Below are 24,218 nucleotides of genomic sequence, written 5' to 3'. Positions count from 1 at the left end.
AATGAGGTACGCAACATGCCTGCTCCCCTCGAAGGCATTCGGGTGCTGGAAATCGGTACGCTGATTGCCGCCCCGTTTGCCGCCCGCCTGCTCGGTGAATTCGGCGCTGACGTGATCAAGATCGAAGCCCTGGGCCAGGGCGACCCCCTTCGCAAGTGGCGAAAGCTGCACCACGGCACCTCCCTCTGGTGGTACCTGCAATCACGCAACAAGAAGTCCCTGGCCCTGGACCTCAAGGCCGCCGAAGGCTTGAACATCGTCAAGCAACTGCTCCAGGACACCGACGTCCTGATCGAAAACCTACGCCCCGGCGCCTTGGAAAAGCTCGGCCTGGGCTGGGACGTGTTGCATGCACTGAACCCACGCCTGACCCTGGTGCGCATTTCCGGGTATGGCCAGAGCGGCCCCTACCGCGACCGCCCAGGCTTCGGCGCCATTGGCGAGGCCATGGGCGGCATCCGCTACACCACCGGCGAACCCGGCGCTGCACCCGCCCGCGCCGGGGTCAGCCTGGGCGACTCGCTGGCCTCGCTGCATGCGGTGATGGGGGCGTTGCTGTCGCTGTTCAATGTGCGCGCCAACGGCGGCGTCGGCCAGGTGGTCGATGTGTCGCTGGTGGAAAGCGTGTTCAACCTGATGGAAAGCCTGATCCCCGAATACGACCTGCTCGGCCATGTGCGTGAGCGCAGCGGCGGCGCCCTGCCCGGCATCGCCCCGTCGAACACGTATCGCACCGCAGACGGCGCCTTCGTGGTGATTGCCGGCAACAGCGACCCGATTTTCCGCCGCCTGATGCAAACCATCGGTCGCCCCGATTTGGCCGATGCCCCCGAGTTCGCCCACAACGACGGCCGCGCCGCCCAGGCCAGGCTGCTCGACGACGCCATCGAACATTGGACCCGCCAGCATTCGATCGACGCCGTGCTGGCCGCGCTGGAGCAGGCCGAAGTGCCCGCCGGGCGCATCTACTCGGTGGCCGACATCGTCAACGACCCGCACTATCAAGCCCGCGACATGCTGCTCGACAGCCAGTTGCCCGATGGCACCCACGTGCGCATGCCCGGCATCGTGCCCAAGCTCTCGGCCACCCCAGGCCGGGTCGACTGGCAAGGCCCGGCGCTGGGCGAGCACACCGACGCGGTGCTGGGCCAGCTGGGCCTGGGTGCCGACGCCATCGCCCGCCTGCGCGAACAGGGGGTGGTGCAATGATTGCGCTCAACCCTGACCATCTGGTGATCCAGGAAGTTGCCCCGCGTGACGGCCTGCAGATCGAACCGACCTGGGTGCCCACCGACGCCAAGATCGCCTTGATCAACAGCCTTTCCCAGCTGGGCTTCAGCCGCATTGAGGCCGGCTCGTTCGTTTCGCCCAAGGCCATCCCGATGCTGCGCGACGGCGATGAGGTGTTCTGCGGCATCCACCGCCAGGCGGGGGTCATCTATGTCGCGCTGATCCCCAACCTCAAAGGCGCCGAGCGCGCCCTGGCGGCGGGCGCCGACGAATTGAACCTGGTGCTCTCGGCCAGCCAGTCGCACAACCTGGCCAACATGCGCATGCGCCGCGAACAATCCCTGGCCGGTTTCGCTGAGATCGTCCAGGCCGTGCAGGGGCGCCCGGTCAGCCTCAATGCCACGGTGGCAACCGCATTCGGCTGCCCGTTCGAAGGCCAGATCGACGAGGACCTGGTGCTGCGCCTGCTCGATGCCTACCTGGAACTGGGCGTACAGGGCGTGACCCTGGCCGACACCACCGGCATGGCCAACCCGCGCCAGGTGGAACGCCTGGTGCGGCGCAGCCTGCAACGGCTGCCGGCAAACATGCTCACCCTGCATTTCCACAACACCCGTGGCCTTGGCCTGTGCAACGTACTGGCCGCCTATGAAGCCGGGGCGCGCCGGTTCGATGCCGCACTGGGCGGGCTCGGCGGCTGCCCGTTCGCCCCGGGTGCTTCGGGCAACATCTGCAGCGAGGACCTGGCCAACCTGTGCGCGGAAACCGGTATCCCCACCGGCATCGACCTGGACGGCCTGCTGCAACTGGCCCGAAGCCTGCCTGCCCTGCTCGGCCACGACGTTCCTGGGCAACTGGCCAAGGCCGGGCGTAACGGCGAACTGCACCCACTGCCTGCCGGCTTGCCGGCCTGAATCACCGTATTACCCAGGGGCCTGGCCCCACCAGACAACAAGAACAACAGGGCCGCGCAACGCCGCGGCCCGACTGGAGAACACACAATGAGTCTTTCCGCCCTGCACACGGCTGCCGATGGCACCGCCGACAGTGAAAAAGCCTTGGTACGCAAGGTTGCCTGGCGGCTGATGCCGCTGATCATGGTCTGCTACCTGTTCGCCTTTTTCGACCGCATCAACATCAGCTTCGCCAAATTCCAGCTGCAGGCCGACCTTGGCTTCAGTGACACCGCCTACGGCCTGGGCGCGAGCCTGTTCGTGGTGGGCTACGTGCTGTTCGAGGTACCGAGCAACCTGATGCTGTACAAAGTCGGGGCACGCCGCTGGATCGCCCGCATCATGATCTCCTGGGGCCTGGCCACGGCGGCGATGGTGTTCGTGAACAACGAATGGCAGTTCTATGCCCTGCGCTTCATCATCGGCGCCATGGAGGCCGGTTTCGCCCCCGGCGTGCTGTATTACCTGACGCTGTGGTTCCCGCGCCACTACCGCGGCCGCATCACCTCGCTGCTGTTCCTTGCCTCGGCGTTCGCCGGGCTGTTCGGCGCCCCCTTCTCGGGGCTGATCCTCGGCCACCTGGATGGCGCCTTGGACATGCGCGGCTGGCATTGGCTGTTCCTGCTCGGCGGCCTGCCCTGCATCGCCCTCGGCTTGCTGGTGCTGACCCTGCTCAAGGACCGTATCGAGGACGCCGGCTGGCTAAGTGCGGGGGAGAAAACGCTGCTGCTGTCGCGTATCGACCCGCCCCAGGCCGCCCACGGCCAGGGCTCGCTGCTGCAGGCAGTGCGCATTCCGGGCTTCCTGACCCTGGGCCTGATCTACTTCCTGATCCAGATCGCCTCCTATGGCTTGAACTTCTGGGCACCACAACTGATCCGCAGTGCCGGCACCGAGAACCCTTCGATGATTGGCCTGCTCACCGCCATACCCTACGTGTGCGGGGCGATTTCCATGGTGGTGTGTGGCCGGCTGTCGGATGCCAGCGGCGAGCGACGCTGGTTCACTGCTGGGCTGATCGGCGTGGGCGCACTGGGTTTCCTCTGCGCCGGGCTGTTCGATGACAATACGCCGCTGTTGCTGGTGTCGCTGGGGCTGCTGGGCGCAGGGGTGGTGGCGTCGATCCCGAGCTTCTGGGCATTGCCGCCGAAACTGCTGGCCGGGGCCGGCGCAGGTGCGGCAGGCGGAATCGCCCTGATCAACACCCTGGGCCAGTTGGGCGGAATCGTCAGCCCGGTGTTGGTGGGGCGCATTCGCGACCTGACAGGCACCACCACGCCGGCCTTGTACCTGATTGCCGGCACCTGCGTGGTGACCGCGCTGCTGGTGCTGTTCGCTTTGCCGGAAAAGCTGCGTAACCGCGACCTGTGACCGGTCAGGCCTCTTCGCGGGTAAACCCGCGAAGGAGCCGTTGCAGGCGCCAATGATGTCTGATCCAGACACAAACCTGTCGCGCCCCGCCCTGCGTCGTCCGGTCGCAGGCCTTAGCCTCTTGGGCAAATCCACCACAGGCCGTAGAATCGCGCATCCTTTTCGCCCGTCGCCTTGAACGGTGGCAACCGGCAGCAACGACAGAGTCCAGGCCTGAACACATGAAGCCCATGTGAAATAGGCTCAACCGACCCCGCCCGGCCCAGCTCCCACAGGGTCCAGCGGTTGAGTCTTGCCCAGGTCGCATCCAGCCCAGGCACATCCGTGCACCCCAGGCCCTTCGTGGGTCTGTTTGGCGTGCACGTTCGAAGAGGCGTTCTCTAACCGCCACTCCAACTTGAGGTATGTATGTCTCCGCGTTTGCTGGCCATGGCGCTGGCGCCCCTGCTTGGGCTGTTCATCATTGCCCTGGGCAACGGCTTCATGAACTCCCTTACCACCCTGCGCCTGGACGCTGCCGGTGAATCGGCCACGACCATCGGTATCGTCTCGTCGACCTATTTCATCGGCCTGACCCTGGGTGCGATCTTCAACGACCGGCTAATCCTGCGCATCGGCCATATCCGCGCCTACACCAGCTTCGCCTCGCTGATCGCCGCCACCATTCTGCTGCAAGGGCTGTTCTACGACACTACCTGGTGGTCGGTGCTGCGCCTGATCAACGGCTGGGCAGCGGTGGGCGTGTTCCTGGTGATCGAAAGCTGGCTGCTGCTGGCCGGTGACGCGAAAATCCGCGGGCGCCTGCTGGCGCTGTACATGATCGCCTTCTATGGCGCCGGCGTGATTGCCCAGGCAGGCCTTGGCGAAATCACCCGCCTGGGTGACAGCGCCCCGTTCATGCTGGCGGGCATGCTGGCCGCGCTGTCGGTGCTGCCAATCGTGATCCTGCCACGGGTTTCGCCGCTGCTCGACCAGGTAGAACCGCTGAAACCGCGCCAGCTGCTGGGCGTTGCGCCGTCGGGGCTGGTGGGCTGCTTCGGCTCCGGCGTGGTGATTGCCGGCATCTATGCGCTGCTGCCGCTGTACCTGCAACGCATCGGCCTGGACGTGGGCGAAGTCGGCAACATGATGGCCTGGGTGATCCTCGGCGCCATGCTGCTGCAATACCCGGTGGGCCGCTGGTCCGACCGCAAAGACCGCCAGGACGTGCTGATTGCCCTGGCCGCACTGTGCATGGTGCTGTCGCTGGTCACCGTGTTCCTGCCGTCGAGTTCGGCGCTGCTGCCGGCCGTGATGTTCCTGCTGGGCGGCGGTGTGTTCGCGCTGTACCCGGTCGCGGTCAGCCACGCCGCCGACCGTGCGCCGTCGGATGCCCTGGTGCCGATGATCCAGGGCCTGCTGCTGATCAACTCGCTGGGCTCGGCCATGGCGCCGCTGGCCATTTCCCCGGCAATGACCGAGTTTGGCGAAGTGGGCCTGTTCTGGGCCTTCGCCGTGGTCAACCTGGGCATGGTCTGCTTCTTCCTCTGGCGCCGCGGCAAGCGCCCGGCAGCCGAGCACCCGGCGCCGTTCGCCGCCTCCACCACCTTCTCGCCCACCGGCGCAGAGCTGCGGGTAACCGAAGACCTGATGCACGCGGCGCAGGAGCACCCGCCCCTGGAACCGGTGGCGCCCACCGCGCCGGCAGACGCCAAGTAACCCCCCAAGGGCCGCATTGCGGCCCTTGTCGTTTCTGACCGCTCGTCGCCCAAGCGGCACCCTGCCGACGCCGGCCGGCCAAAGCAAGGACAGATCATCCTCCCAGGAGACGCGCCATGATCCGCATGCAACCGCTGTTGCTCGCCCTTGCCCTCGGCCTGGCCTCGGCCACCAGCCATGCCGCCACCGATGCCACCAACACCGACAGCAAGCCGCAAACCGACCAGCAAGGCGGCAAGACCGCAGGCCAAGGCAGCAGCGTCAACAGCCCCGGCAGCGGCCAGGACAACGACAGCAGCGACACCGGCAGCGACGCCGCCGACGGTGCCGCAGGCGGCTCCAACAGCACCGGTGAGGCAACCGGCTCAGGCGCCGGGCACAGCGGTGGCAGCGCCGAAGACCAGGACAGCCACTGACGGCGCTGGGCTACACTGCGGCGCATCAACCCGCAAAGGAATCGCCATGAACCTCAAACCCTGGCTGTTCGCCGCACTGCTGCCCTGTACGGCCATGGCGGCAGGCCCAGATTCTGCCGCGCTTTCGGTCAGTTCCTCGTCATTCACCGACGGCGGGGTGATCGCCCTGCAGCAAGTGGGGCAAGACCCGGCCTGTGGCGCAGGCGAGGAACGTACACCGCAGTTGAGTTGGAAGAACCTACCTGCAGGTACGCAGTCGCTGGCGTTGGTGATGTTCGACCCGGATGGCGGCAAGGGCATCGGCGTGGTGCACTGGCTGGCCTACAACATCGACCCGCAGAGCGATGGGCTGGAGGAAGGCAAGGGTGGGCTGACCAGCAAGGCGCTGATGGTTGGGCGTAACTCGCGTGGGACCATGGCTTACCGCGGGCCTTGCCCGCCAGCCGGGGACAAGCCGCATCATTATGCGCTGACGCTGATTGCTACCGATTTGCCGCTGGGGACCTTGCCTGAAGGGCTGGACCGCAGTGGGCTGATGGAGTTGTTGCAGGGACATGCCCTGGGGGCGCAGAGCCTGGTGGGGCGGTATGGGCATTGAGGATTGATGCCAAGGCTACTGGCCCTTTCGCGGGGCAAGCCCGCTCCTACAAGCGAAAGGGCCGGCCCTGCTACACCCAATACTGGGAATCATTGACCACCTTGGCATGCCCTTCGAACAACGCCGGCAACTGCTCCTTGAGGTAGTCGATCCAGGTCCGTACCTTGGCATCCAGGTAATGCCGTGACGGGTAGATCGCGTACAACGCACTCTCGCGCAACCGATACGGCGCCAGCAGCCGCCGCAAGCGCCCTTGCTCGATCGCCTGGCTCGCGGTGTAGAACGGCAGCAAGCCGATGCCCATTCCCAGTTCACTGGCCACCAGCATGGCGTCTGCCACGTTGGTCATGAAACTGTCCCGCGGGGCGATCACGCAGTGGTCCAGCCCGTGGGGGAACACCCAGTCGCCCTCGTACATCGGGTAGGCCATGCGCAGGCAGCGATGCTCGTGCAAGTCCTCAGGCCGCTCGGGGGTGCCGTGCTGCTTCAGGTAACTGGGTGCGGCGCAAGGGATGCTGAAGATATTGCCCAGGGGCACGGCAATCAGTTGCGAATCCGGCAGCGCCTCGTCCACCGTGATCACCACATCGTGCCCCTCGGCCAGCGGGTCGGGGTTGCGCTGGGACAGGGTGAGTTCGATCACCACCTCCGGGCACACCGCGTTGTAGCCCGCCACCAACGGCATCAGCAGCATGCCCAGCCCATGCGGGCAGTGCAGGCGCAGGTGGCCACGCGGGGTCAGGTGCGCGCCGCGTGCCTCGTCCATCGCCTCATCGGTCAGCAGCATGATCTGCCGCGCCCGCTCCAGAAACCGCTCGCCCGCCTCGCTCATGCGCAGGCGCCGAGTGGTGCGGTGCAACAGCCGCGTCTGCAGCTGGTTTTCAAGCTCGGCGACGATGCGCGACACCTGCGCGGCAGAGATATCCAGGGCATTGGCAGCGGCGGCGAAGCTGCCGCATTCCACCACCCGGGCAAAGGTACGCATGGCGTGCAGCATGTCCATGGGGGCTGGTTCCTTATCCGTTCTTATTCGTACGTTCCAGGCAGGAATCTATCACGACTTAGCCCATTTATTGTGGATCACAAACGAATACATCATAGGTAAAACATCGAAAAGGAGCCTGCCATGAAACGTTCGATCGCCTTCCTCGCCCTGTCTGCCGCCCTTGCTTCGTTCGGTGCCTACGCCGACGCTGGCGCCCCGGCCGCTGCCAGCCAGCATGCCAACTACAGCTACGGCATGCCGCTGGACGTGGCCAAGGTCATCTCGATCACCCCGGCCAGCAACGCCGCCGACTGCCAGGTGGGCACCGCGCACATGGTGTATGTCGACCACCACGGCCAGCGCCGTGAAATCAACTACCAGGAAATGGGTAACTGCTCGCAGCAATGAGTCAGGGAGTCAGGCCAGTACCGCGTTGATCCAGCCAATCTGCTGGGCGAAATCGCGCCGTTTTGCCTGGGGGATGGCATCCCGGGCACGTTCGAAGTTGTCCAGGCTCTGCTGCTTCTGGCGCAACATGCGCTGCCACTTGGTGACGAAGGCCGGGCTTTTTTCACGCATCAGCAGCGGCCCGAAGTACAGCTCTTCGGCACTGTAGGCCACCGCCTCACAGGGCTGGGCAACGATGATCTCGTAGTCGAAACGGTTCTCGCGCAGCAACTCCTCGCTGACGATCCGGTAACCGTTGGCCATCAACCAGCCACGCAGTTCACGTTCGCCGCCGTTGGGCTGCAGAATCAGCCGCTGCTTGCCGCTCAACCGCGCCTTGCCGCGTTCGAGAATGTCGCACATGGTTTGCCCGCCCATACCGCACAGGCTGATGGCGGTAATGGCATCCGAGGGCTCGATGGCGTCCAGGCCATCGGCCAGGCGTACGGTCACCTTCTCCTGCAGGCCATTGCGGCGCACGTTGCGCTGGGCCGAGGCATACGGCACCTGCGCCACCTCCCCGGCCAGCCCTGCCTCGATCACCCCGCGCAGCGCCAGGGCCACCGGCAGGTAGCCGTGGTCCGAGCCGATATCGGCCAGGCGCGCGCCTTGCGGCACATGCGCCGCCACGCGCTCCAGGCGCATCGACAAAGTCTGTTCGTTCAACTCAAGCCCCTTGCATAACGATCGGCGGCGATTCTGACGGCCAGGGCGTGGTATTTCAATGTGCAGGCGCTCGGCGGGGCGCGCGGCTCGACCCATTGGCCGCGCTCGCGTAGGCTTGCCACTTTCCTTCCGTCGCAAGGCAAACGTTCCCATGGCTAAGCTGATCTACACCCCGGATTCCGACCCGGAGTCCATTTCCTCCGACGTGGCCGAATACAACGGCATCCTGGTCACCACCCAGATTCCCACCGATGCCGACGGCAACCTGGTGCTGGGCGATATCGTGCAGCAGAGCGAAGCTACGCTTGAGGCCTTGAAAGTCGCCCTGGAGAAGGCCGGCAGCGGCATGGACAAGGTGATGCACCTGACCATCTACCTGACCGACATGGCTGACCGCGCGGTGTTCAACGAGGTGTACCAGCGTTTCTTCAGCAAACCCTGGCCGGTGCGTGCGGCGGTGGGCGTTGCGGCGCTGGCCTTCCCCGACATGCGCGTGGAAGTCACCGCCATGGCCGCCAAGGCCTGAAACCGAGTTCACCGTGGCATAGCCGGGGCTGCTTTGCAGCCCTTCGCAGGTAAGCCTGCTCCTACACGTACAGGGCCATGCGCTGTTGCTGTAGGAGCAGGCTTGCCTGCGAAGGGCCGCAACGCGGCCCCGGCTCTTCCAACCCTTAAGCAGGAAGCTGCATGCATTATCCCCCTTTGCGCCGCAAGGCCCTGATTGCCTTGTTGCCCAGCCTGGGCCTGAGCCCACTGGCCCTGGCTGAACCTGCCACCACCTTCCAACTGCTGGAGCCGGTGGTGGTCACCGGCACCTACGCGCCGAACCCAAGCTTCGACCTGCCCTACTCCATCGACACCGTCGACCGCCAGCAGATCGCCGATGGCCAACTGGGCGTGAACCTGTCCGAGGCGCTGAACCGCGTGCCTGGCCTGGTGGTGCAGAACCGCCAGAACTACGCCCAGGACCTGCAGATTTCCTCGCGCGGCTATGGCGCCCGCTCGGCCTTCGGCATCCGTGGCATCAAGCTGTTCAGCGACGGCATCCCGGCCAGCACACCCGATGGCCAGGGCCAGGCGGCCTCGCTGAACCTGGACGTTGCCGACCGTATCGAAGTGCTGCGCGGCCCGGCCTCGGCCATTTATGGCAGTAACGCCGGCGGCGTGATCCAGATGTTCTCCCGCGACGGTTCGGGGCCACCGAAGGTTGGCGCCGAAACCACGTTCGGCAGCGACGGTTTCAACAAGAACCACCTGTACAGCGAAGGCGGCAGCGAAAAAGCCGGTTTCCTGGTGGACGCCTCGCGCATGGACACCGACGGCTACCGCGACCACAGCGCCGCCCGCCGCGACCAAACCTTCGCCAAGGTGCACGTCAAGCCCGACGAAGACAGCCGCCTGGCGCTGACCTTCAGTACCTTGGAGCAGAACGGCACCGAAGACCCGCTGGGCCAGACCTGGGACGCCTACAAGCACGACCCGCGCTCGGTGGCCACGCGCGCCGAGGAGTACAACACGCGCAAGAGCATTCACCACCAGCAGGTGGGCATGAACTACGAGCGCTATTTCGGCGACGCCACCTTGCAGTTCAACCTGTATGCCGGCAAGCGCAGCGTGATTCAGTACCTGTCGATTCCCAAAGGCACTGCGCCGAACAATCGCGGCGGCGGTGTGGTCGACTTCGACCGCGAGTTCCACGGCGGCACCCTGCGCTGGATACAACCGATCAGCGCCGCCCCCGGCAACCTCACGCTGACGTTTGGCGCCGACTACGACCGCAGCCGCGACAACCGCCGTGGCTACCAGAACTTCAGCGGCGATACCCTGGGCGTGAAAGGCGAGCTGCGCCGCGACGAAAAGGACACCGCCACCAGCCTGGACCCCTATGTGCAGGCGCACTGGGAACTGGACCGCTGGACCGTGGACGCCGGCCTGCGCCACAGCAGCATGGAAATGGAAGTCGACGACCACTACCTGGCCAATGGCGATGCCAGCGGCTCGAAGACCTACCAGCGCACCACCCCGACCCTGTCGGTGATGTACGCCTTCACCCCCGACCTGCATGGCTATGTCAGCGCTGGCAAGGCGTTCGAAACCCCCACCCAGGCCGAAATGGCCTACGCGCCGGGCGCGCTGGAAGGCTTCAACTTCGGCCTGGAGCCGGCCACCAGCACCCAGTACGAACTGGGCCTTAAATGGCGCCCAGACGAACGCACGCGGATCAACGCGGCGGTGTTCGAAATCCGTACCAAGGACGAAATCGTGGTGGCCGCCTCCACCGATGGCCGCACCAGCTACCGCAATGCCGGCAAGACCCTGCGCCGTGGCTTCGAGCTGGGCGTGCAACGTGAAATCAGTGCGCAGTGGCAGGCCAACCTGACCTACACCCTGCTCGACGCCACCTATGACGAGGCGTTCAGCCAAGGCACCACCACCATCGACAAAGGCAACCAGCTTCCCGGTGTACCGCGCAGCAGCCTGTTCGGCGAACTGGTGTGGAAGCCGCGCGATGGCATCAGCATGGGCCTTGAGGGGCAATACCGTAGCCAGGTGTATGTCGAGGACACCAACGACCAGCATGCCGCGCCGAGCTATGCGGTGTTCAACTGGCGTACCCGGTTCGAGCAGCACGTAGGGCCGTGGACGTTCCACCAATTGGTGCGCCTGGACAACCTGCTGGATCGCCAGTACGTGGGGTCGGTGATTGTCGGCGACGGCAATGGCCGGTATTACGAGGCGGCGCCGGGACGGTCCTGGTATGCCGGTGCAGGGCTCGAATACCAGTTTTGACATTCAGGGCCGCGTTGCGGCCCTTCCCTTCACACGCCCCTGGTAGGAGCGACCGCAGGTCGCGATGGGCCGCAACGCGGCCCCACCGATCTACCGTCTAACGCTGCACCTGCATCCTCAACAACGCCGCCCCCAGGCACTTGCCATGGGCATCCAGCGCCAACGACCGCGTCACCCCACCGCGCAACAACCCCGGCAACACGAAATTCAGCGCATGCAACTGTGGCAGCTCATACCGCCGCACCGGCCCCGCCGCCGCATCACGCAGATGCGCGAACCAGGCCTCGACCCGCTCCACCGTCACCTCGCGCAGCAACAGCCCGTAGTCCTCAGGCCTGAACGCAATCAGCGAAATATTCGACGTATCGCCCTTGTCCCCCGTACGGGTGTGGGCCAGCTCGTGCAAGTACAGGGTCATGGGCATACCTCCAGGTGAACACGGGGCACTGCAAGTTCGCGCGGCAGGTACAGGCTGGCCACCGCCAGCACTTCACGCACCTGCCGGGTAGCACCGCCACCGCCTGCCGGGCCGTTGGTGTAAAGGGTTTCCACTTCGTTGCCCAGGGCTTGGGCCATGGCCCGCGTAGCGCAGCGCCCGGCCACCCGCAGGCGCACCTCCCAGGGCTCGCCGGGCTGGCCGAAGCTGCTGCCGTGCAGCGAATCGACGCCCAGCAGTTCACAGCGCAGTTCCTCGACCGCAACACCGGTCAACGCCAGGCGCTGCATGGCCACCTGCCCGGCCAAGCGGGCGCGCGCCACGGCATTTGGCCCGCCGTAGGAAATCTGCCCTTCGCCGATCCAGCCGTCGCGGTAGCCCACGGTCACTTTCAACTGCTCAGGCCGTTCGGTGCCGCTGGCACCGCTGGCCAGTACCCGGTCAGGCCCTGTTGCGTCGAAACGCACGGCAGAGAAATCGGCCACTACATCCGGGGTCAGGTAGCAGCGCGGGTCATGCACTTCATACAGCAACTGCTCGGTGCAGGTCGCCACATCGAGGCGCCCGCCGCTGCCGGCCACCTTGGTGATTTGCGCGTGGCCGTCGCCATCGATCTCCGCCAGGGGGAAACCCAGCCGCGCAAGGTCGGGCACATCCTTCACCCCCGGGTCGGCAAAATAGCCGCCGCTGACCTGCCCGGCGCACTCCAGCAGGTGCCCGGTCAAGGTGCCACGGCCACGTCGCAGCCAATCGTCCGCCGCCCAACCAAAGGCGTGTATCTGCGGGGCCAGGAACAGCGAAGGGTCGGCGACGCGGCCAGTGATTACCACATCGGCGTCCAGCGCCAGTGCCTCGACGATACCCTCGACGCCCAGGTAGGCATTGGCCGATACCAGGCGCTCGCCAAGGTCCGCCACGCGCTGGCCATTGTCCAGCGTCCAGTCGGGGTGCTGGCGCAGCACCGTCAGCACATCATCGCCCTCCACCGCCGCTACCTTCAGCCCGTGCAGGCCCAGCTCGGCGGCGATGGCCAGCACTTGGCGCGCCGCACCACGCGGGTTGGCGGCGCCCATGTTGCTGATGATGCGCAGGCGCCGGCCACCCTGGCGCAGGTACGGCAGCACCGCGCGCATGCGGGTGGCCAGCAAGGGGTCGAAGCCGGCCTCGGGGTCGGCCAGGCGCGCCTGCTGGGCCAGGGCGATGGTGCGCTCGGCCAGGCATTCGAAAATCAGGTAATCCAACTGGCCATCACGGGCCAGCTCCACGGCGGGCTCCAGGCGGTCGCCGGAATAGCCGGCGCCAGCGCCAATTCGCAAGGTGTTCATGTTCAGAAAACTCCCAATGCCAGCGCGGTCAGGGTCATCAGCACCGACGCGGCGAACAGAAATGGCAGGGTGAAGCGCTGGTGGTCGGCAAGGTCGAGCTTGCACAGGCCCACCAACAGGAAGGTCGCGGGGGTCAGCGGGCTGACTGGGAAGCCTGTGGTGTGCACGCCCAGCAGCGAGGCTTGGGCGACCTGCAGCGGGTCCACGCCCAGCGAGCGGCCCACTTCGGCGATCACCGGCATGACGCCGAAGTAGAACGAGTCCGGGTCGAACAGCAGGCTCAGGGGCATCGACACGAAGCCCACCAGCGCCGGGATCAGCTTGCCGTGGCCCGGCGGAATCTGCTGCACGGCCACCTCGGCCATGGCCTTGAGCATGCCGGTGCCTTGCATGATGCCGGTGAACACCCCAGCGGCGAGGAGGATGCTGGCCATGGTCAATGCCGTCTTGGCGTGGGCATCGATGCGCTCGCGCTGCTGGTCGACACGCGGGTAGTTCAGGCACAGCGCGGCCACCGTGCCCAGCATGAACATCACCACCGGGTCGACCCAGCCGGCAATCATCACCGCCATCACCAACACGGTCAGCAGCAGGTTCGGCCAGAACATGCGCGGGCGGCGCAGGGCCTGCTCCTCGCCGGTCAGCACCCGCTGTGGCGCGGCGATGTCGCTGCCGGCCAGCAGCCCCAAGCGTTTTTCCTCCCGCCGGCCCAGCCACCAGGCGCAGGTGAAGACGAACGCCAGGCCCACCAGTTGCACCGGAATCAGCGGCTGGAACAGGTCGGCCACCGGCACGTGCAGCGCAGCGGACGAGCGCAGCACAGGCCCGGTCCAGGGCAGGAAGTTGACCCCGGCGGCCATGGCCGCGACGCAGGCCAGCACCCGCCGGTCGATGCCCAGGCGGGTATACAGCGGCAGCATGGCGGGCACCGTCACCAGGAAGGTCACCGCGCCCGAGCCGTCCAGGTGCACCAGCAGCGCCAGCAAGGCGGTGCCGCAGACGATGCGCGTTGGCCGTGTACCCACGGCGCGCAGGATGCGGTCGATGATCGGGTCGAGCATGCCGGCATCGGTCATCACCCCGAAGAACAGGATGGCGAAGATGAACATGCCCACCACCGGCGCGACGTTCTTGATACCGGTCAGAATGAAACCGCTGGTTTGCAGGCCGTAGCCGGCCAGCAGTGCGGCAACCACGGGGAACGCGATCAGCGCCACCAGGGGCGAGATGCGCTTGCTCATCACAGCAACCAGCAGGGACACAATGGTAATGACGCCGTAGAGGGCGAGCATGGGAAGACTCCGGCTTGTTTTTGTTGTTGCCCCGAGTATCGGGATGCGCCGGGCTAGGTGTAAATTGCAATTTAACCCCAGGCACATTCGAAAAAACAAAATGAAGAATGCTCTGCAGCACATTCGCGCCTTTCTCACCGTTGCCCAGCGCGGCAACTTCGCCCGCGCCGCCGACGACCTGCACCTGTCGCCCTCGGCACTGACCGTGCAGATTCGCCAATTGGAAGGCTGGCTGGGCGTCGCCCTGCTCGAACGCAGCCCGCGCCATGTGGCGCTGACGGCGGCCGGGCGCGAAGCCTTGCCGGCCATGGAGAAGCTGCTGCTGGACCTGGGCAATATCGTCAACGCCAGCCAGGACCTGGCGGCCATCCGCCGTGGCGTGGTGACCGTCGCGGCCCTGCCATCGCTCTGTGCCGGCGCCTTGCCTGAGCGGCTGGCAGTGTTTCGCCAGGGCTTTCCCGGTATCGAGGTACGCCTGCGTGACCTGGTGGCCGAGCGCATCACCGAGCGCGTGCGCGATGGCGATGTCGACTTCGGCCTGGGCGTGCGTGCCGGGCTGGGCCATGGCCTGGCATTCGCGCCACTGCTGCACGACCGCCTGTGCCTGTTCGTGCCCACCGATCACCCGCTGGCCCGGGGCGAGGTCAGCCTGGGCGACCTGGACGGCCAACCCATGATCCTGACCGGCCGTGACAGCAGCGTGCGGGCGCAGATCGAACAGGTATTCCGCGACCGCGGGCTGGCCCTGCGTGCGGCGATGGAGGCTAACTACATGTCCACGGTACTGGCGTTGGTACGCAATGGGCTGGGGATTGCCTTGCTGCCGGAGTCGGCCGATGACGGCGAGCAGCGGCTGGTGCGCAGGCAACTGGATGAGCCGGGGCTGGAGCGCGAGCTTGGGGTGATTACCCGTAGCGAAAGCAGCTTGTCGCCGGCGGCGTTGCGGTTGGTGGAGTGCCTGAAAGGTATCCGGCTCTAAAAGGTGTTGTTTGTGCGGGCCTCTTCGCGGGGCAAGCACAGCATGCGCACAACCTGTAGGAGCGGGCTTGCCCCGCGAAGAGGCCAAGCCTGCCATGCACCTCTGGGCACCCAATGATGCCTCCGGCCCCGAACCCCGCTACAATGCCGCCCTAACCGTGACAGCCCGAACCTATAACGACATGTCCCTTCCAAAGAATCACCTGGAACTGCTCAGCCCTGCCCGTGACGTGACCATCGCCCGCGAGGCGATCCTGCACGGTGCTGATGCCATTTATATCGGCGGCCCAAGCTTCGGCGCACGGCACAACGCCTGCAACGAGGTCGGCGAAATCGCCGAGCTGGTCGAGTTCGCCCGGCGCTACCATGCCCGGGTGTTCACCACCATCAACACCATCCTTCACGACAACGAGCTGGAGCCGGCGCGCAAGCTGATCCACCAGCTCTACGACGCCGGTGTCGACGCACTGATCGTGCAGGACCTGGGGGTGATGGAACTGGACATCCCGCCGATCGAACTGCACGCCAGTACCCAGACCGACATCCGCACCCTGGAACGGGCCAAGTTCCTCGACCAGGCCGGGTTCTCCCAGCTGGTGCTGGCCCGTGAGCTGAACCTGCAGCAAATCCGCGCCATCGCCGCCGAAACCGACGCGGCCATCGAGTTCTTCATCCACGGTGCGCTGTGCGTGGCCTTCTCCGGCCAGTGCAACATCTCCCACGCCCAGACCGGGCGCAGCGCCAACCGCGGCGACTGCTCCCAGGCCTGCCGCCTGCCCTACACACTCAAGGACGACCAGGGCCGCGTGGTTGCCTTCGAAAAGCACCTGCTGTCGATGAAGGACAACAACCAGACCGCCAACCTGGCCGACCTGGTCGATGCTGGCGTGCGTTCGTTCAAGATCGAAGGCCGCTACAAGGACGTGGGCTATGTGAAGAACATCACCGCCCACTACCGCAAGGAACTCGACGCCATCCTCGAAGGCCGCCCGGAACTGGCCCGCGCTTCCAGTGGCCGTACCGAGCACTTCTTCGTGCCCGACCCGGACAAAACCTTCCACCGCGGCAGCACCGACTACTTCGTCACCGACCGCAAGGTCGACATTGGCGCCTTCGACTCGCCAACCTTCACCGGCCTGCCGGTGGGTGTGGTGGAGAAAGTCGGCAAGCGTGACATGCAGGTGGTCACCGAGGTGCCGCTGACCAACGGCGACGGCCTCAACGTACTGGTCAAGCGTGAGGTGGTGGGTTTCCGCGCCAACATCGCCGAGCCCCGTGGCGAGTTCGAGGAAGACGGCCAGAAGCGCTACCGCTACCGCGTCGAGCCCAACGAGATGCCCGAGGGCCTGCACAAGCTGCGCCCGAACCACCCGTTGTCGCGCAACCTCGACCATAACTGGCAACAGGCCCTGCAGCGCACCTCGGCCGAGCGCCGGGTGGGCGTGGAATGGCACGCGGTGCTGCGCGAGCAGCGCCTGATGCTGACCGTCAGCAGCGAAGAAGGCGTCAGCGTGCAAGTGGCGTTGGATGGCCCGTTCGGCGCGGCCAACAAGCCGCAGCAAGCGCTGGAGCAATTGCACGACCTGCTCGGCCAGTTGGGCACCACGATGTACCACGCCAATGCCATCGAGCTGGATGCGCCCCAGGCGTATTTCATCCCCAACTCGCAGCTCAAGGCCCTGCGCCGCGAAGCCATCGAGGCGCTGACCGAAGCCCGGGTGAAAGCCCACCCACGCGGTGCGCGCAAGGCAGAAACCACGCCGCCCCCGGTGTACCCGGAGTCGCACCTGTCGTTCCTGGCCAACGTGTACAACCAGAAGGCCCGCGACTTCTACCACCGCCATGGCGTGCAATTGATCGACGCTGCGTACGAAGCCCACGAGGAGCACGGCGAAGTGCCGGTGATGATCACCAAGCACTGCCTGCGCTTCTCGTTCAACCTGTGCCCCAAGCAGGCCAAGGGCGTGACTGGCGTGCGGACCAAGGTGGCGCCGATGCAGCTGATTCAGGGTGATGAGGTGCTGACCCTGAAGTTCGACTGCAAGCCATGCGAGATGCACGTGGTGGGCAAGATGAAAAGCCACATCATCGATCTGCCGACGCCGGGTAGCGCGGTGGCCCAGGTGGTGGGGCACATCAGCCCGGAAGACCTGCTCAAGACCATTCCGCGTGCGCCGCATTGATCTATAGCCTGTAAGGGCCTCTTCGCGGGGCAAGCCCGCTCCTACACGGCCTTGTGTAGGAGCGGGCTTGCCCCGCGAAGAGGCCGGCAAAGACACAAAAATGTCTCATATGAGACACCAAACCTTGATCCCCTACCTATTTCCTGCACAATGCCAAGCATGCCACCCCTGCGAGGCCCCCTGATGCAACCCACCCCCCACGACGAACGCCTGCTCAAGGCCCTGGCCCACGCCATCGTGGTCCACCCCCGCGCCACCCTCAAGGAGCTGGCGGAAACCGCCGGTGTCAGCAAGGCCACCCTGCACCGCTTCTGCGGCACCCGTGACAACCTGGTGGCGATGCTCGAAGACCATGGCGAGCAGGTGCTCAATCAGGTCATCAGCAACGCCGCGCTGGGCACAGCCGACCCACTGGATGCCGTGCGCCACCTGATTGCCGAACACCTCAAGCACCGTGAAATGCTGGTGTTCCTGATGTTCCAGTACCGCCCCGACACCCTGTTGGGCGACAGCGAAGACCGCCGCTGGCTGGCCTATACCCAGGCGATGGATGGCTTCTTCCTGCGCGCGCAGCAGTTGGGGGTGTTGCGCATCGACATCAGCGCAGCGGTGTTTACCGAGATGTTCATTACCCAGATCTACGGCATGGTCGATGCCGAGCGCCGCGGGCGAGCGGCCAGTGCCAATTCGGCGGTGGCGCTGGAGCAGCTGTTTTTGCATGGGGCCCTGGCCGGAGTTTGACCGGAGATCGCGAGCTGCGCTCGCTCCTACGGGGCCTGTGCAAAGCTCGCGATGCGCCGCCTGCGGCGCGCGTTCCGGCACAAAAAAAGGCCCCTGGGCACAAGTCCCAGGGGCCAAACCGGCCGGATCACCCAACCAAAGGAGCCTGTATTCAGCCCCGCGCCGGCCACCCACCGCCCAGCGCGCGGAACAGGTCGACCAACGCCAGCTGCCGCTGGGTACTGGCCTCGATATACGCCGCCTCGTTCACAAAATCACTGCGCTGCGCATCCAGGTAGCGCAGGTGGCTGTCGATTCCACCTTCATACCGGGCCTTGGCCAAAGCCAGCGTGGCCCGGCTGGTTTCGGCCAGCGAGCGCCGCGCCACCTCTTCGCGCCGCAGCGTATCCGTGGCCGCCAGCGCATCGGCCACCTCGCGGAAGGCCGCCTGGATGGCGCCCTCATAGGCCGCCACCGCCGCATCCTTGCGCGCCTCGGCCAAACTCAGCCCGGCGCGGTTACGCCCGGCATCGAACAGCGGCACCGATAACTGCGGCATGAAGGCCCAACTGCGCGAACCACCGTCGAACAAGCCCGACACCTGCGCGCTCGACGTGCCGAAATTCCCGGTCAGGCTGATGCGCGGGAAAAACGCCGCCCGCGCCGCACCAATGTCGGCGTTGCGTGCCCGCAGCCGGTGCTCGGCGGCGAGGATATCGGGCCGCCGCTCAAGCAGCGCCGACGGCGCGCCGGGCGCGATGTCCTGCAACACGCTGGGCGCCGTTTGCCGCTGGGCCGGGATCACCGCCTGCGCGCTGCCTACCAGCAGCACCAAGGCATTGCGCGCCTGGCGCTGCTGGCGCAGGTTGCTTTCAAGCTCGGCGCGGGCCTGCTCGACCAGGCCCAGGGCCTCCTGGTGATCCAGGGCGGTGGCCGCACCGGCAGTGCGGCGCTGGCCGATCAAGGCCAGCGAGTCTTCACGGCTGGCCAGGGCCTGGCGGGTCAACGCCAGCCGCCGCTCGGCGCCATCCAGGCTCAGGTACGCCTGGCTGACCTCGCCAATCAGCGCGATACGTGCCGCGCGCCCGGCTTCCTCAGTGGCCAGGTACTGCTCCAGTGCCGCATCGCTAAGGCTTTTCACCCTGCCGAACAGGTCGACTTCGTACTCCGGCAACGACACCCCCACCTGGTAGGTGCTGGTGAAGCCGCCCGATCCGTCACTGGCCAGGCTGGCCGGTACGCGCTGCCGGTTGGCGGAAGCGCCAGCACTCACGCCCGGCACCCGGTCGGCCCGCTGAATCCGGTACTGCGCCCGGGCCTGCTCGATGTCCAGCAGGGTCTGGCGCAGCGAGCGGTTGTTGTCCAGCGCCGTGCCCACCAGCTGGCGCAAGGCCGGGTCGACGATGAACGCCTGCCAATCCAGGCCATCCACGGCCTGGCCTGGCTGCTCTGGCGCAGCCTGCCACTGGCGCGCCACGGGCGCCTCGGGGCGCTGGTAGGTGGGCGCCAGCGAGCAGCCGCTGGCCAGCAAGGCCAGGGCGAACGGCAGCAACACATTACGCATGCGCATCAGTCACCTCGCCAGCGTGGGTTTGCGGGGCCGGCTTGCGCTTGAGCAGCGACAGCACCCAGACGAAACAGATCGGCACGAACACCACGCCCAGCAAGGTGGCGCTGAGCATGCCGCCGATCACCCCGGTACCAATGGCGCGCTGGCTGGCCGCGCCGGCGCCGCTGGCAAGCGCCAGGGGCACCACGCCGAGGATGAACGCCAGGGAGGTCATCACGATCGGCCGGAAACGCAGGCGTGCAGCCTCGATGGCAGCGTCACGCAGGCTGTAGCCCTTCTCCCACAGCTCCTTGGCGAACTCGACGATCAGGATCGCGTTCTTCGCCGCCAGGCCAATGATGGTGATCAGGCCAACCTTGAAGTACACATCGTTGGGCAAGCCGGTCACCATCACCGCCAGCACCGCGCCAAGGGCGCCGATGGGCACGATCAGCATCACCGTCAACGGGATCGCCCAGCTTTCGTACAACGCCACCAGCAGCAGGAACACCACCAGGATGGCCAGGGCGAACAGGCTGCCCGCCTGGCCGCTGGACACCTTTTCCTGGTACGACAGGCCCGTCCAGGCATAGCCGATGCCCGGCGGCAGCGCACTGGCCAGGCGCTCCATCTCGGCCATGGCCTGGCCGGTGCTGTGGCCCGGCGCAGCGTCGCCGGCGATGCGGATGGACGGGTAGCCGTTGTAGCGCACGATTTGCACCGGCCCTTCCTCCCAATGGGTGGTGACGAAGCTGCTGAACGGCACCTGCTGGCCATTGGCATTGGGCGCGTACAGGCGCAGCACGCTTTCCGGGGTCATCCGCTCGCCCTGCTCGGCCTGCACCACCACGCGCTGCTGGCGGCCGGCGTTGGTGAAGTCGTTGATCACCGCCGAGCCGAACGCCGTGGCCAGGGTGCTATTGATGCTCTCGAAGCTCACACCCAGGGCACGGGCCTTTTCACGGTCGATCGCCACCCGCAGTTGCGGTGCTTCGGCCAAGCCTTCCATCATCGCGTAGAGAATCACCGGGTTGCCATTGGCCTGGCCCAGCAACTGGTCACGTGCCGCCAGCAAGGCTTCGCGGCCCAGGCCGCCACGGTCGAGCAGGCGCAGGGCAAAGCCGCCGGAGTTACCCAGGCCGTCGATGGGCGGCGGGTTGACCGCCATGATCGTGCCGTCGTCATGGCCGGCAAAGCGGGCGTTGATGGCCACGGTTTCGGCGTCCACCGACTGGTCCTTGCCGCGCAGCGACCAGTCCTTGTAGGTGGGGAATGCCAGCGCGGCGTTCTCACCCATGCCCGAGAAGCTGAAGCCGCTGACCACGAATGCCGAGGCCAATGCCTCGCGTGACATCAGAAACTGCTCCAGCGCCTGGCCGGTGGCATCGGTGCGCACGCGGCTGGCGCCCGGCGGCAGCTGCACGTCGACGATGGCGTAGCCTTGGTCTTCCACCGGCACGAACGATTCGGGCAGGCGCAGGTAGAAGTAGCCCAGCATCGCCAGGATCCCGGCGTACACCAGCATGTAGCGGCCAGCACGCTTGACCAGCGCGCCGTTCATGCCCGAGTAGCGCTCGGTCAGGCGGGCGAAACCACGGTTGAAAGCGCCGAAGAACCCGCGCTTCTCATGGTGCCCCGGGGCCACCGGCTTGAGCAGCGTGGCGCACAGCGCCGGGGTGAAGGTAAGCGCCAGGAAGCCCGAGAACAGGATCGACACCGCCAGCGACAGCGAGAACTGCTGGTAGATCACCCCCACGGAACCTGCCATGAACGCCAGCGGCAGGAACACCGCCGACAACACCAGGGTGATACCAATGATCGCCCCCGACACCTGGCCCATGGCCTTGACCGTGGCCTGGGCCGGCGGCAGCCCTTCTTCGGCCATGATGCGCTCGACGTTTTCCACCACCACGATGGCGTCGTCGACCAGAATGCCAATGGCCAGCACCATGCCGAACATGGTCATCATGTTCACCGAGAAGCCCAGCAACTTCATCACCATCAGCGTACCGAGCAGGCACACCGGCACCACGATCGACGGGATCAGGGTGTAGCGGATGTTCTGCAGGAACAGGAACATCACCAGGAACACCAGGACCATGGCCTCGATCAGGGTATGGATCACCTTCTCGATGGCCACGTCGACGAAGCGCGAGGTGTCGTAGGGCACCGAATACTCGACGCCTTCGGGGAAGAATTCGCTCAGCTCGGCCAAACGTTCCTTGACCCGCTCGGCGGTTTTCAGCGCGTTGGCACCGGGTGCCAGCTGCACCGCGCCGGCCACCGCCGGCTTGCCGTCCAGGCGCGAGGAGAAATTGTAGCTTTCCAGGCCCACTTCCAGCCGGGCGACATCGGCCAGGGTTACCTGCGAGCCGTCGGGGTTGGCGCGCAGCAGCACGCGGCCGAAGGCCTCGGGGTCGTCAAGGGTGCCCTGCACCGCCAGGGTGGCGGTCAGTTCCTGTTCGCTGCTGCCTGGCGCACTGCCGAAGCTGCCGGCCGGCACCTGCACGTTCTGCCCGCGAATGGCGTTGCTCACGTCATCGATCGACAGGCCGAAACCCACCAGCTTCTGCGGGTCGACCCACACGCGCATGGCCGCTTCCGAGGAGAAGAACTGCAGCTTGCCCACGCCCGGCACCCGGCGCAGTTCGTTGTTGATGTTGCGTGCGGCGTAGTCGCCCAGGGCCGTGGTATCGGCCTTGCCGGCGCCATCCTTGTAGCTCAGGGCGTAGATCAGCAAGAAGCCGGCGCTGGTCTGTTCCACCTGGATACCCTGGGTGGTGACCGCCTGCGGCATGCGCGCCTCGGCTTTCTTCAGGCGGTTCTGCACGTCCACCTGGGCCAGTTCCGGGTCGGTGCCCGGCTCGAAGGTGGCCACCACCTCGGCCATGCCGTTGGAGTTGTTGGTGGACTCGAAGTACAGCAGGTTCTTGGCGCCGTTGAGCGACTCCTCGATGATGCTGGTGACCGACTCCACCAGCACCTTGGCAGAGGCGCCCGGGTAGGTGGCGGTGATGGTGATTTGCGGCGGCGCCACGTTGGGGTACTGGGCCACCGGCAGCATGGGGATTACCAGCAACCCGGCCAGGGAAATGAACAGGGCCATGACCCAGGCGAAGTTCGGCCGCTTGATGAAGAACTTGGACATCTCGTGCTCCTCGCCTCAGCGCGCCGCTGCGTGTTGCGCGGCGGCCGGTGCCACGGGCATGCCGGGGGCCAGGCCCGCCGGGCTGCCAACGATCACCTGGTCGCCCGGGCGCAGGCCCTCGGTGACCTGCCAGCGCGCACCGTGCATGGCGCCGGTGCGCACGGCACGGGCCTCGGCGATGCCACCGGTGCCCACCAGCAGCACCCGCGCCTCGCCATCGCTGCCGCGCTGGATGGCGCGTTGCGGCACCAGGATGGCCTGGTTGTCGGTGCCCTGGGGCGTCAGCACGCGCACGTACATGCCCGGCAGCAGGATGCCGTCGGCGTTGTCGAAACGCCCGCGCAGGGTGACCTGGCCGGTGCCACGGTCAACGGCCACGTCGGTGAACATCAGCGTGCCCTGGCGTTGGTAATCGGTGCCTTCGACCCGGGCTGTCAGCGCGGGGTTGTCGCCGGCGGCCAGTTCGCCGTCCTTGAGCGCCTGGCGCAAACGCAGGGCGTCGGCGGCGGATTGGGTGAAGTCGACGTAGATCGGGTCGAGTTGCTGCACGCGCGCCATCAGCGTGGCGTCGCCCTGCCCCACCAGCGCACCTTCGGTGACCAGGGCGCGGCCGATCCGGCCGGAGATGGGCGCCTTGACCGTGGCATAGCCAAGGTTAAGGCGCGCCGTTTCGACATCGGCCTGGGCCGAGCGCACGGCCGCCTGGCCGCTGCGCAGGTCGGCACTGGCCTTGTCGAAGTCTTGCTGGCTGACCGCCTCGATCTTCACCAGCGGCTGGTAGCGGCGCACCCGCGCCTGGGCTTCGAGCATCACCGACTGGGCACGGGCCAGCTCGCCTTCGGCACGCGACAGCGCGGCCTTGAACGGCGCCGGGTCGATCTGGAACAGCACATCGCCGGCCTTGACGTCGGCGCCCTCTTCGAAACGTTTGTGCAGGACGATACCGGCCACCCGGGCGCGGACTTCCGCCACCCGCATGGGTTCGACCCGGCCAGGCAGGGTCGAGGCCAGGGCCAGCGGTTCGCTGGCGACGGTGACGGTCTGGACGGGAATGGTGGTGTTGGCGGCGGAGGCTGGCGCTTGCTGTTCGTCGCAGCCGGCTAACGCAACGGCAGCGGCCAAGCAGCTGACCAGTCCTAGTGCACGCAAGTGGCGCATGATTCACCCGAGCTATTTAGAGAAAAACGGCCCGAATGATATTTCTGGAGGCTTAATGAGTCAATTTTGTCTCATTTGAAACTTTGTGAATATTTGTGAAGCGTTCGCGAGCTTTGCTCGCTCCTACGGAGGGTGGGGAACGCACGCCTGAACTGCGCCCCAAATGTTAGACGGTCGAAGCTAGGCTACCTCAGCCTGAGTCCTGTAAGCCACAGGACTCAGGCCATTGAGCTTCATTTTGATTCGTTCGTGGTTGTAGTAATGGATGTACTCGG

Annotated in this window: 21 protein-coding genes; 12 read left to right on the top strand and 9 right to left on the bottom strand. The window is 66.1% G+C overall.

Annotation, left to right across the window (positions count from 1 at the left end; genetic code table 11):
• The first annotated feature begins 15 nt into the window (after nt 1-15).
• The 6 genes from F3J45_RS27670 to F3J45_RS27645 all read left to right on the top strand — a co-directional run bounded on the left by F3J45_RS27670 (nt 16) and on the right by F3J45_RS27645 (nt 6,266).
• A complete protein-coding gene (locus F3J45_RS27670) occupies nt 16-1,209 on the top strand; it encodes a CaiB/BaiF CoA-transferase family protein (protein ID WP_167070497.1) in 1,194 nt (397 codons plus the stop codon).
• Nucleotides 1,206-2,144: a hydroxymethylglutaryl-CoA lyase gene (locus F3J45_RS27665; protein ID WP_167070495.1), complete on the top strand. Its 939-nt coding sequence runs from the start codon at nt 1,206-1,208 to the stop codon at nt 2,142-2,144. Before F3J45_RS27670 ends, F3J45_RS27665 begins: the two co-directional genes overlap by 4 nt.
• Before the next feature lie 87 nt (nt 2,145-2,231).
• Nucleotides 2,232-3,554, top strand: coding sequence for an MFS transporter (locus F3J45_RS27660; protein WP_167070493.1), 1,323 nt, complete (start codon nt 2,232-2,234; stop codon nt 3,552-3,554).
• Between the two features lie 408 nt (nt 3,555-3,962).
• A complete protein-coding gene (locus F3J45_RS27655) occupies nt 3,963-5,252 on the top strand; it encodes an MFS transporter (protein WP_167070491.1) in 1,290 nt (429 codons plus the stop codon).
• 116 nt (nt 5,253-5,368) lie between these two features.
• Nucleotides 5,369-5,668, top strand: a complete 300-nt coding sequence (locus tag F3J45_RS27650) for a hypothetical protein (protein ID WP_167070489.1) — start codon at nt 5,369-5,371, stop codon at nt 5,666-5,668.
• Between the two features lie 46 nt (nt 5,669-5,714).
• Nucleotides 5,715-6,266, top strand: a complete 552-nt coding sequence (locus F3J45_RS27645) for a YbhB/YbcL family Raf kinase inhibitor-like protein (protein ID WP_167070487.1) — start codon at nt 5,715-5,717, stop codon at nt 6,264-6,266.
• A gap of 70 nt (nt 6,267-6,336) precedes the next feature.
• Here the strand turns inward: F3J45_RS27645 and F3J45_RS27640 are convergent, their stop codons facing one another.
• Nucleotides 6,337-7,269 carry a LysR family transcriptional regulator gene (locus tag F3J45_RS27640; RefSeq protein ID WP_167070485.1) on the bottom strand — a complete coding sequence of 311 codons (933 nt, stop codon included), beginning with the start codon at nt 7,267-7,269 and terminating at the stop codon, nt 6,337-6,339.
• Between the two features lie 123 nt (nt 7,270-7,392).
• On the opposite strand from F3J45_RS27640, the gene F3J45_RS27635 reads away from it, so the two are divergent.
• Nucleotides 7,393-7,659 (top strand): DUF2790 domain-containing protein, encoded by a 267-nt coding sequence (locus F3J45_RS27635; RefSeq protein WP_167070483.1) that lies wholly within the window; start codon nt 7,393-7,395, stop codon nt 7,657-7,659.
• Between the two features lie 9 nt (nt 7,660-7,668).
• Here the strand turns inward: F3J45_RS27635 and F3J45_RS27630 are convergent, their stop codons facing one another.
• Nucleotides 7,669-8,364 carry a tRNA (adenine(22)-N(1))-methyltransferase TrmK gene (locus F3J45_RS27630; protein ID WP_167070481.1) on the bottom strand — a complete coding sequence of 232 codons (696 nt, stop codon included), beginning with the start codon at nt 8,362-8,364 and terminating at the stop codon, nt 7,669-7,671.
• Nucleotides 8,365-8,515: 151 nt separating this feature from the next.
• On the opposite strand from F3J45_RS27630, the gene F3J45_RS27625 reads away from it, so the two are divergent.
• On the top strand, nt 8,516-8,890 hold the full coding sequence (locus tag F3J45_RS27625) for a RidA family protein (RefSeq protein WP_167070479.1): 375 nt from the start codon (nt 8,516-8,518) through the stop codon (nt 8,888-8,890).
• A gap of 161 nt (nt 8,891-9,051) precedes the next feature.
• A complete protein-coding gene (locus tag F3J45_RS27620; protein WP_167070477.1) occupies nt 9,052-11,154 on the top strand; it encodes a TonB-dependent receptor in 2,103 nt (700 codons plus the stop codon).
• 97 nt (nt 11,155-11,251) lie between these two features.
• Here F3J45_RS27620 and F3J45_RS27615 read toward each other — a convergent pair whose 3' ends face one another.
• Genes F3J45_RS27615 through F3J45_RS27605 form a run of 3 tightly spaced genes read right to left on the bottom strand, consistent with a single transcriptional unit; the run spans nt 11,252 to nt 14,294 of the window.
• Nucleotides 11,252-11,572, bottom strand: a complete 321-nt coding sequence (locus F3J45_RS27615; RefSeq protein ID WP_167070475.1) for a hypothetical protein — start codon at nt 11,570-11,572, stop codon at nt 11,252-11,254.
• Complete coding sequence (locus F3J45_RS27610; protein WP_167070473.1) at nt 11,569-12,915, bottom strand: acyclic terpene utilization AtuA family protein; 1,347 nt, start codon at nt 12,913-12,915, stop codon at nt 11,569-11,571. Before F3J45_RS27610 ends, F3J45_RS27615 begins: the two co-directional genes overlap by 4 nt.
• 2 nt (nt 12,916-12,917) lie before the next feature.
• Nucleotides 12,918-14,294 carry a CitMHS family transporter gene (locus F3J45_RS27605; protein WP_167070537.1) on the bottom strand — a complete coding sequence of 459 codons (1,377 nt, stop codon included), beginning with the start codon at nt 14,292-14,294 and terminating at the stop codon, nt 12,918-12,920.
• A 13-nt stretch (nt 14,295-14,307) separates the two neighbouring features.
• On the opposite strand from F3J45_RS27605, the gene F3J45_RS27600 reads away from it, so the two are divergent.
• From F3J45_RS27600 to F3J45_RS27590, 3 genes are all read left to right on the top strand, one after another.
• Nucleotides 14,308-15,186 carry a LysR family transcriptional regulator gene (locus F3J45_RS27600; RefSeq protein ID WP_167070471.1) on the top strand — a complete coding sequence of 293 codons (879 nt, stop codon included), beginning with the start codon at nt 14,308-14,310 and terminating at the stop codon, nt 15,184-15,186.
• A 181-nt stretch (nt 15,187-15,367) separates the two neighbouring features.
• Nucleotides 15,368-17,368, top strand: a complete 2,001-nt coding sequence (locus F3J45_RS27595) for a U32 family peptidase (RefSeq protein WP_167070469.1) — start codon at nt 15,368-15,370, stop codon at nt 17,366-17,368.
• 183 nt (nt 17,369-17,551) lie between these two features.
• Complete coding sequence (locus F3J45_RS27590) at nt 17,552-18,109, top strand: TetR/AcrR family transcriptional regulator (RefSeq protein WP_167070467.1); 558 nt, start codon at nt 17,552-17,554, stop codon at nt 18,107-18,109.
• Nucleotides 18,110-18,260: 151 nt separating this feature from the next.
• Here F3J45_RS27590 and F3J45_RS27585 read toward each other — a convergent pair whose 3' ends face one another.
• From F3J45_RS27585 to F3J45_RS27570, 4 genes are all read right to left on the bottom strand, one after another.
• The gene (locus F3J45_RS27585; RefSeq protein WP_304623206.1) at nt 18,261-19,652 is read right to left on the bottom strand and encodes an efflux transporter outer membrane subunit; all 1,392 of its coding nucleotides are present in this window, start codon (nt 19,650-19,652) and stop codon (nt 18,261-18,263) included.
• Nucleotides 19,645-22,785, bottom strand: coding sequence for an efflux RND transporter permease subunit (locus tag F3J45_RS27580; protein WP_167070463.1), 3,141 nt, complete (start codon nt 22,783-22,785; stop codon nt 19,645-19,647). The genes F3J45_RS27585 and F3J45_RS27580 overlap by 8 nt, the downstream gene beginning before the upstream one ends.
• A gap of 15 nt (nt 22,786-22,800) precedes the next feature.
• The gene (locus F3J45_RS27575) at nt 22,801-23,943 is read right to left on the bottom strand and encodes a MexC family multidrug efflux RND transporter periplasmic adaptor subunit (RefSeq protein ID WP_167070461.1); all 1,143 of its coding nucleotides are present in this window, start codon (nt 23,941-23,943) and stop codon (nt 22,801-22,803) included.
• A gap of 180 nt (nt 23,944-24,123) precedes the next feature.
• On the bottom strand, nt 24,124-24,218 hold a 95-nt coding region (locus F3J45_RS27570; protein ID WP_167061942.1), incomplete at its 5' end, for an IS3 family transposase.

The organism is Pantoea sp. Ap-967 (assembly GCF_011752565.1).
Lineage (GTDB): Bacteria > Pseudomonadota > Gammaproteobacteria > Pseudomonadales > Pseudomonadaceae > Aquipseudomonas.
This window is presented reverse-complemented; position numbering and strand designations above follow the sequence as displayed.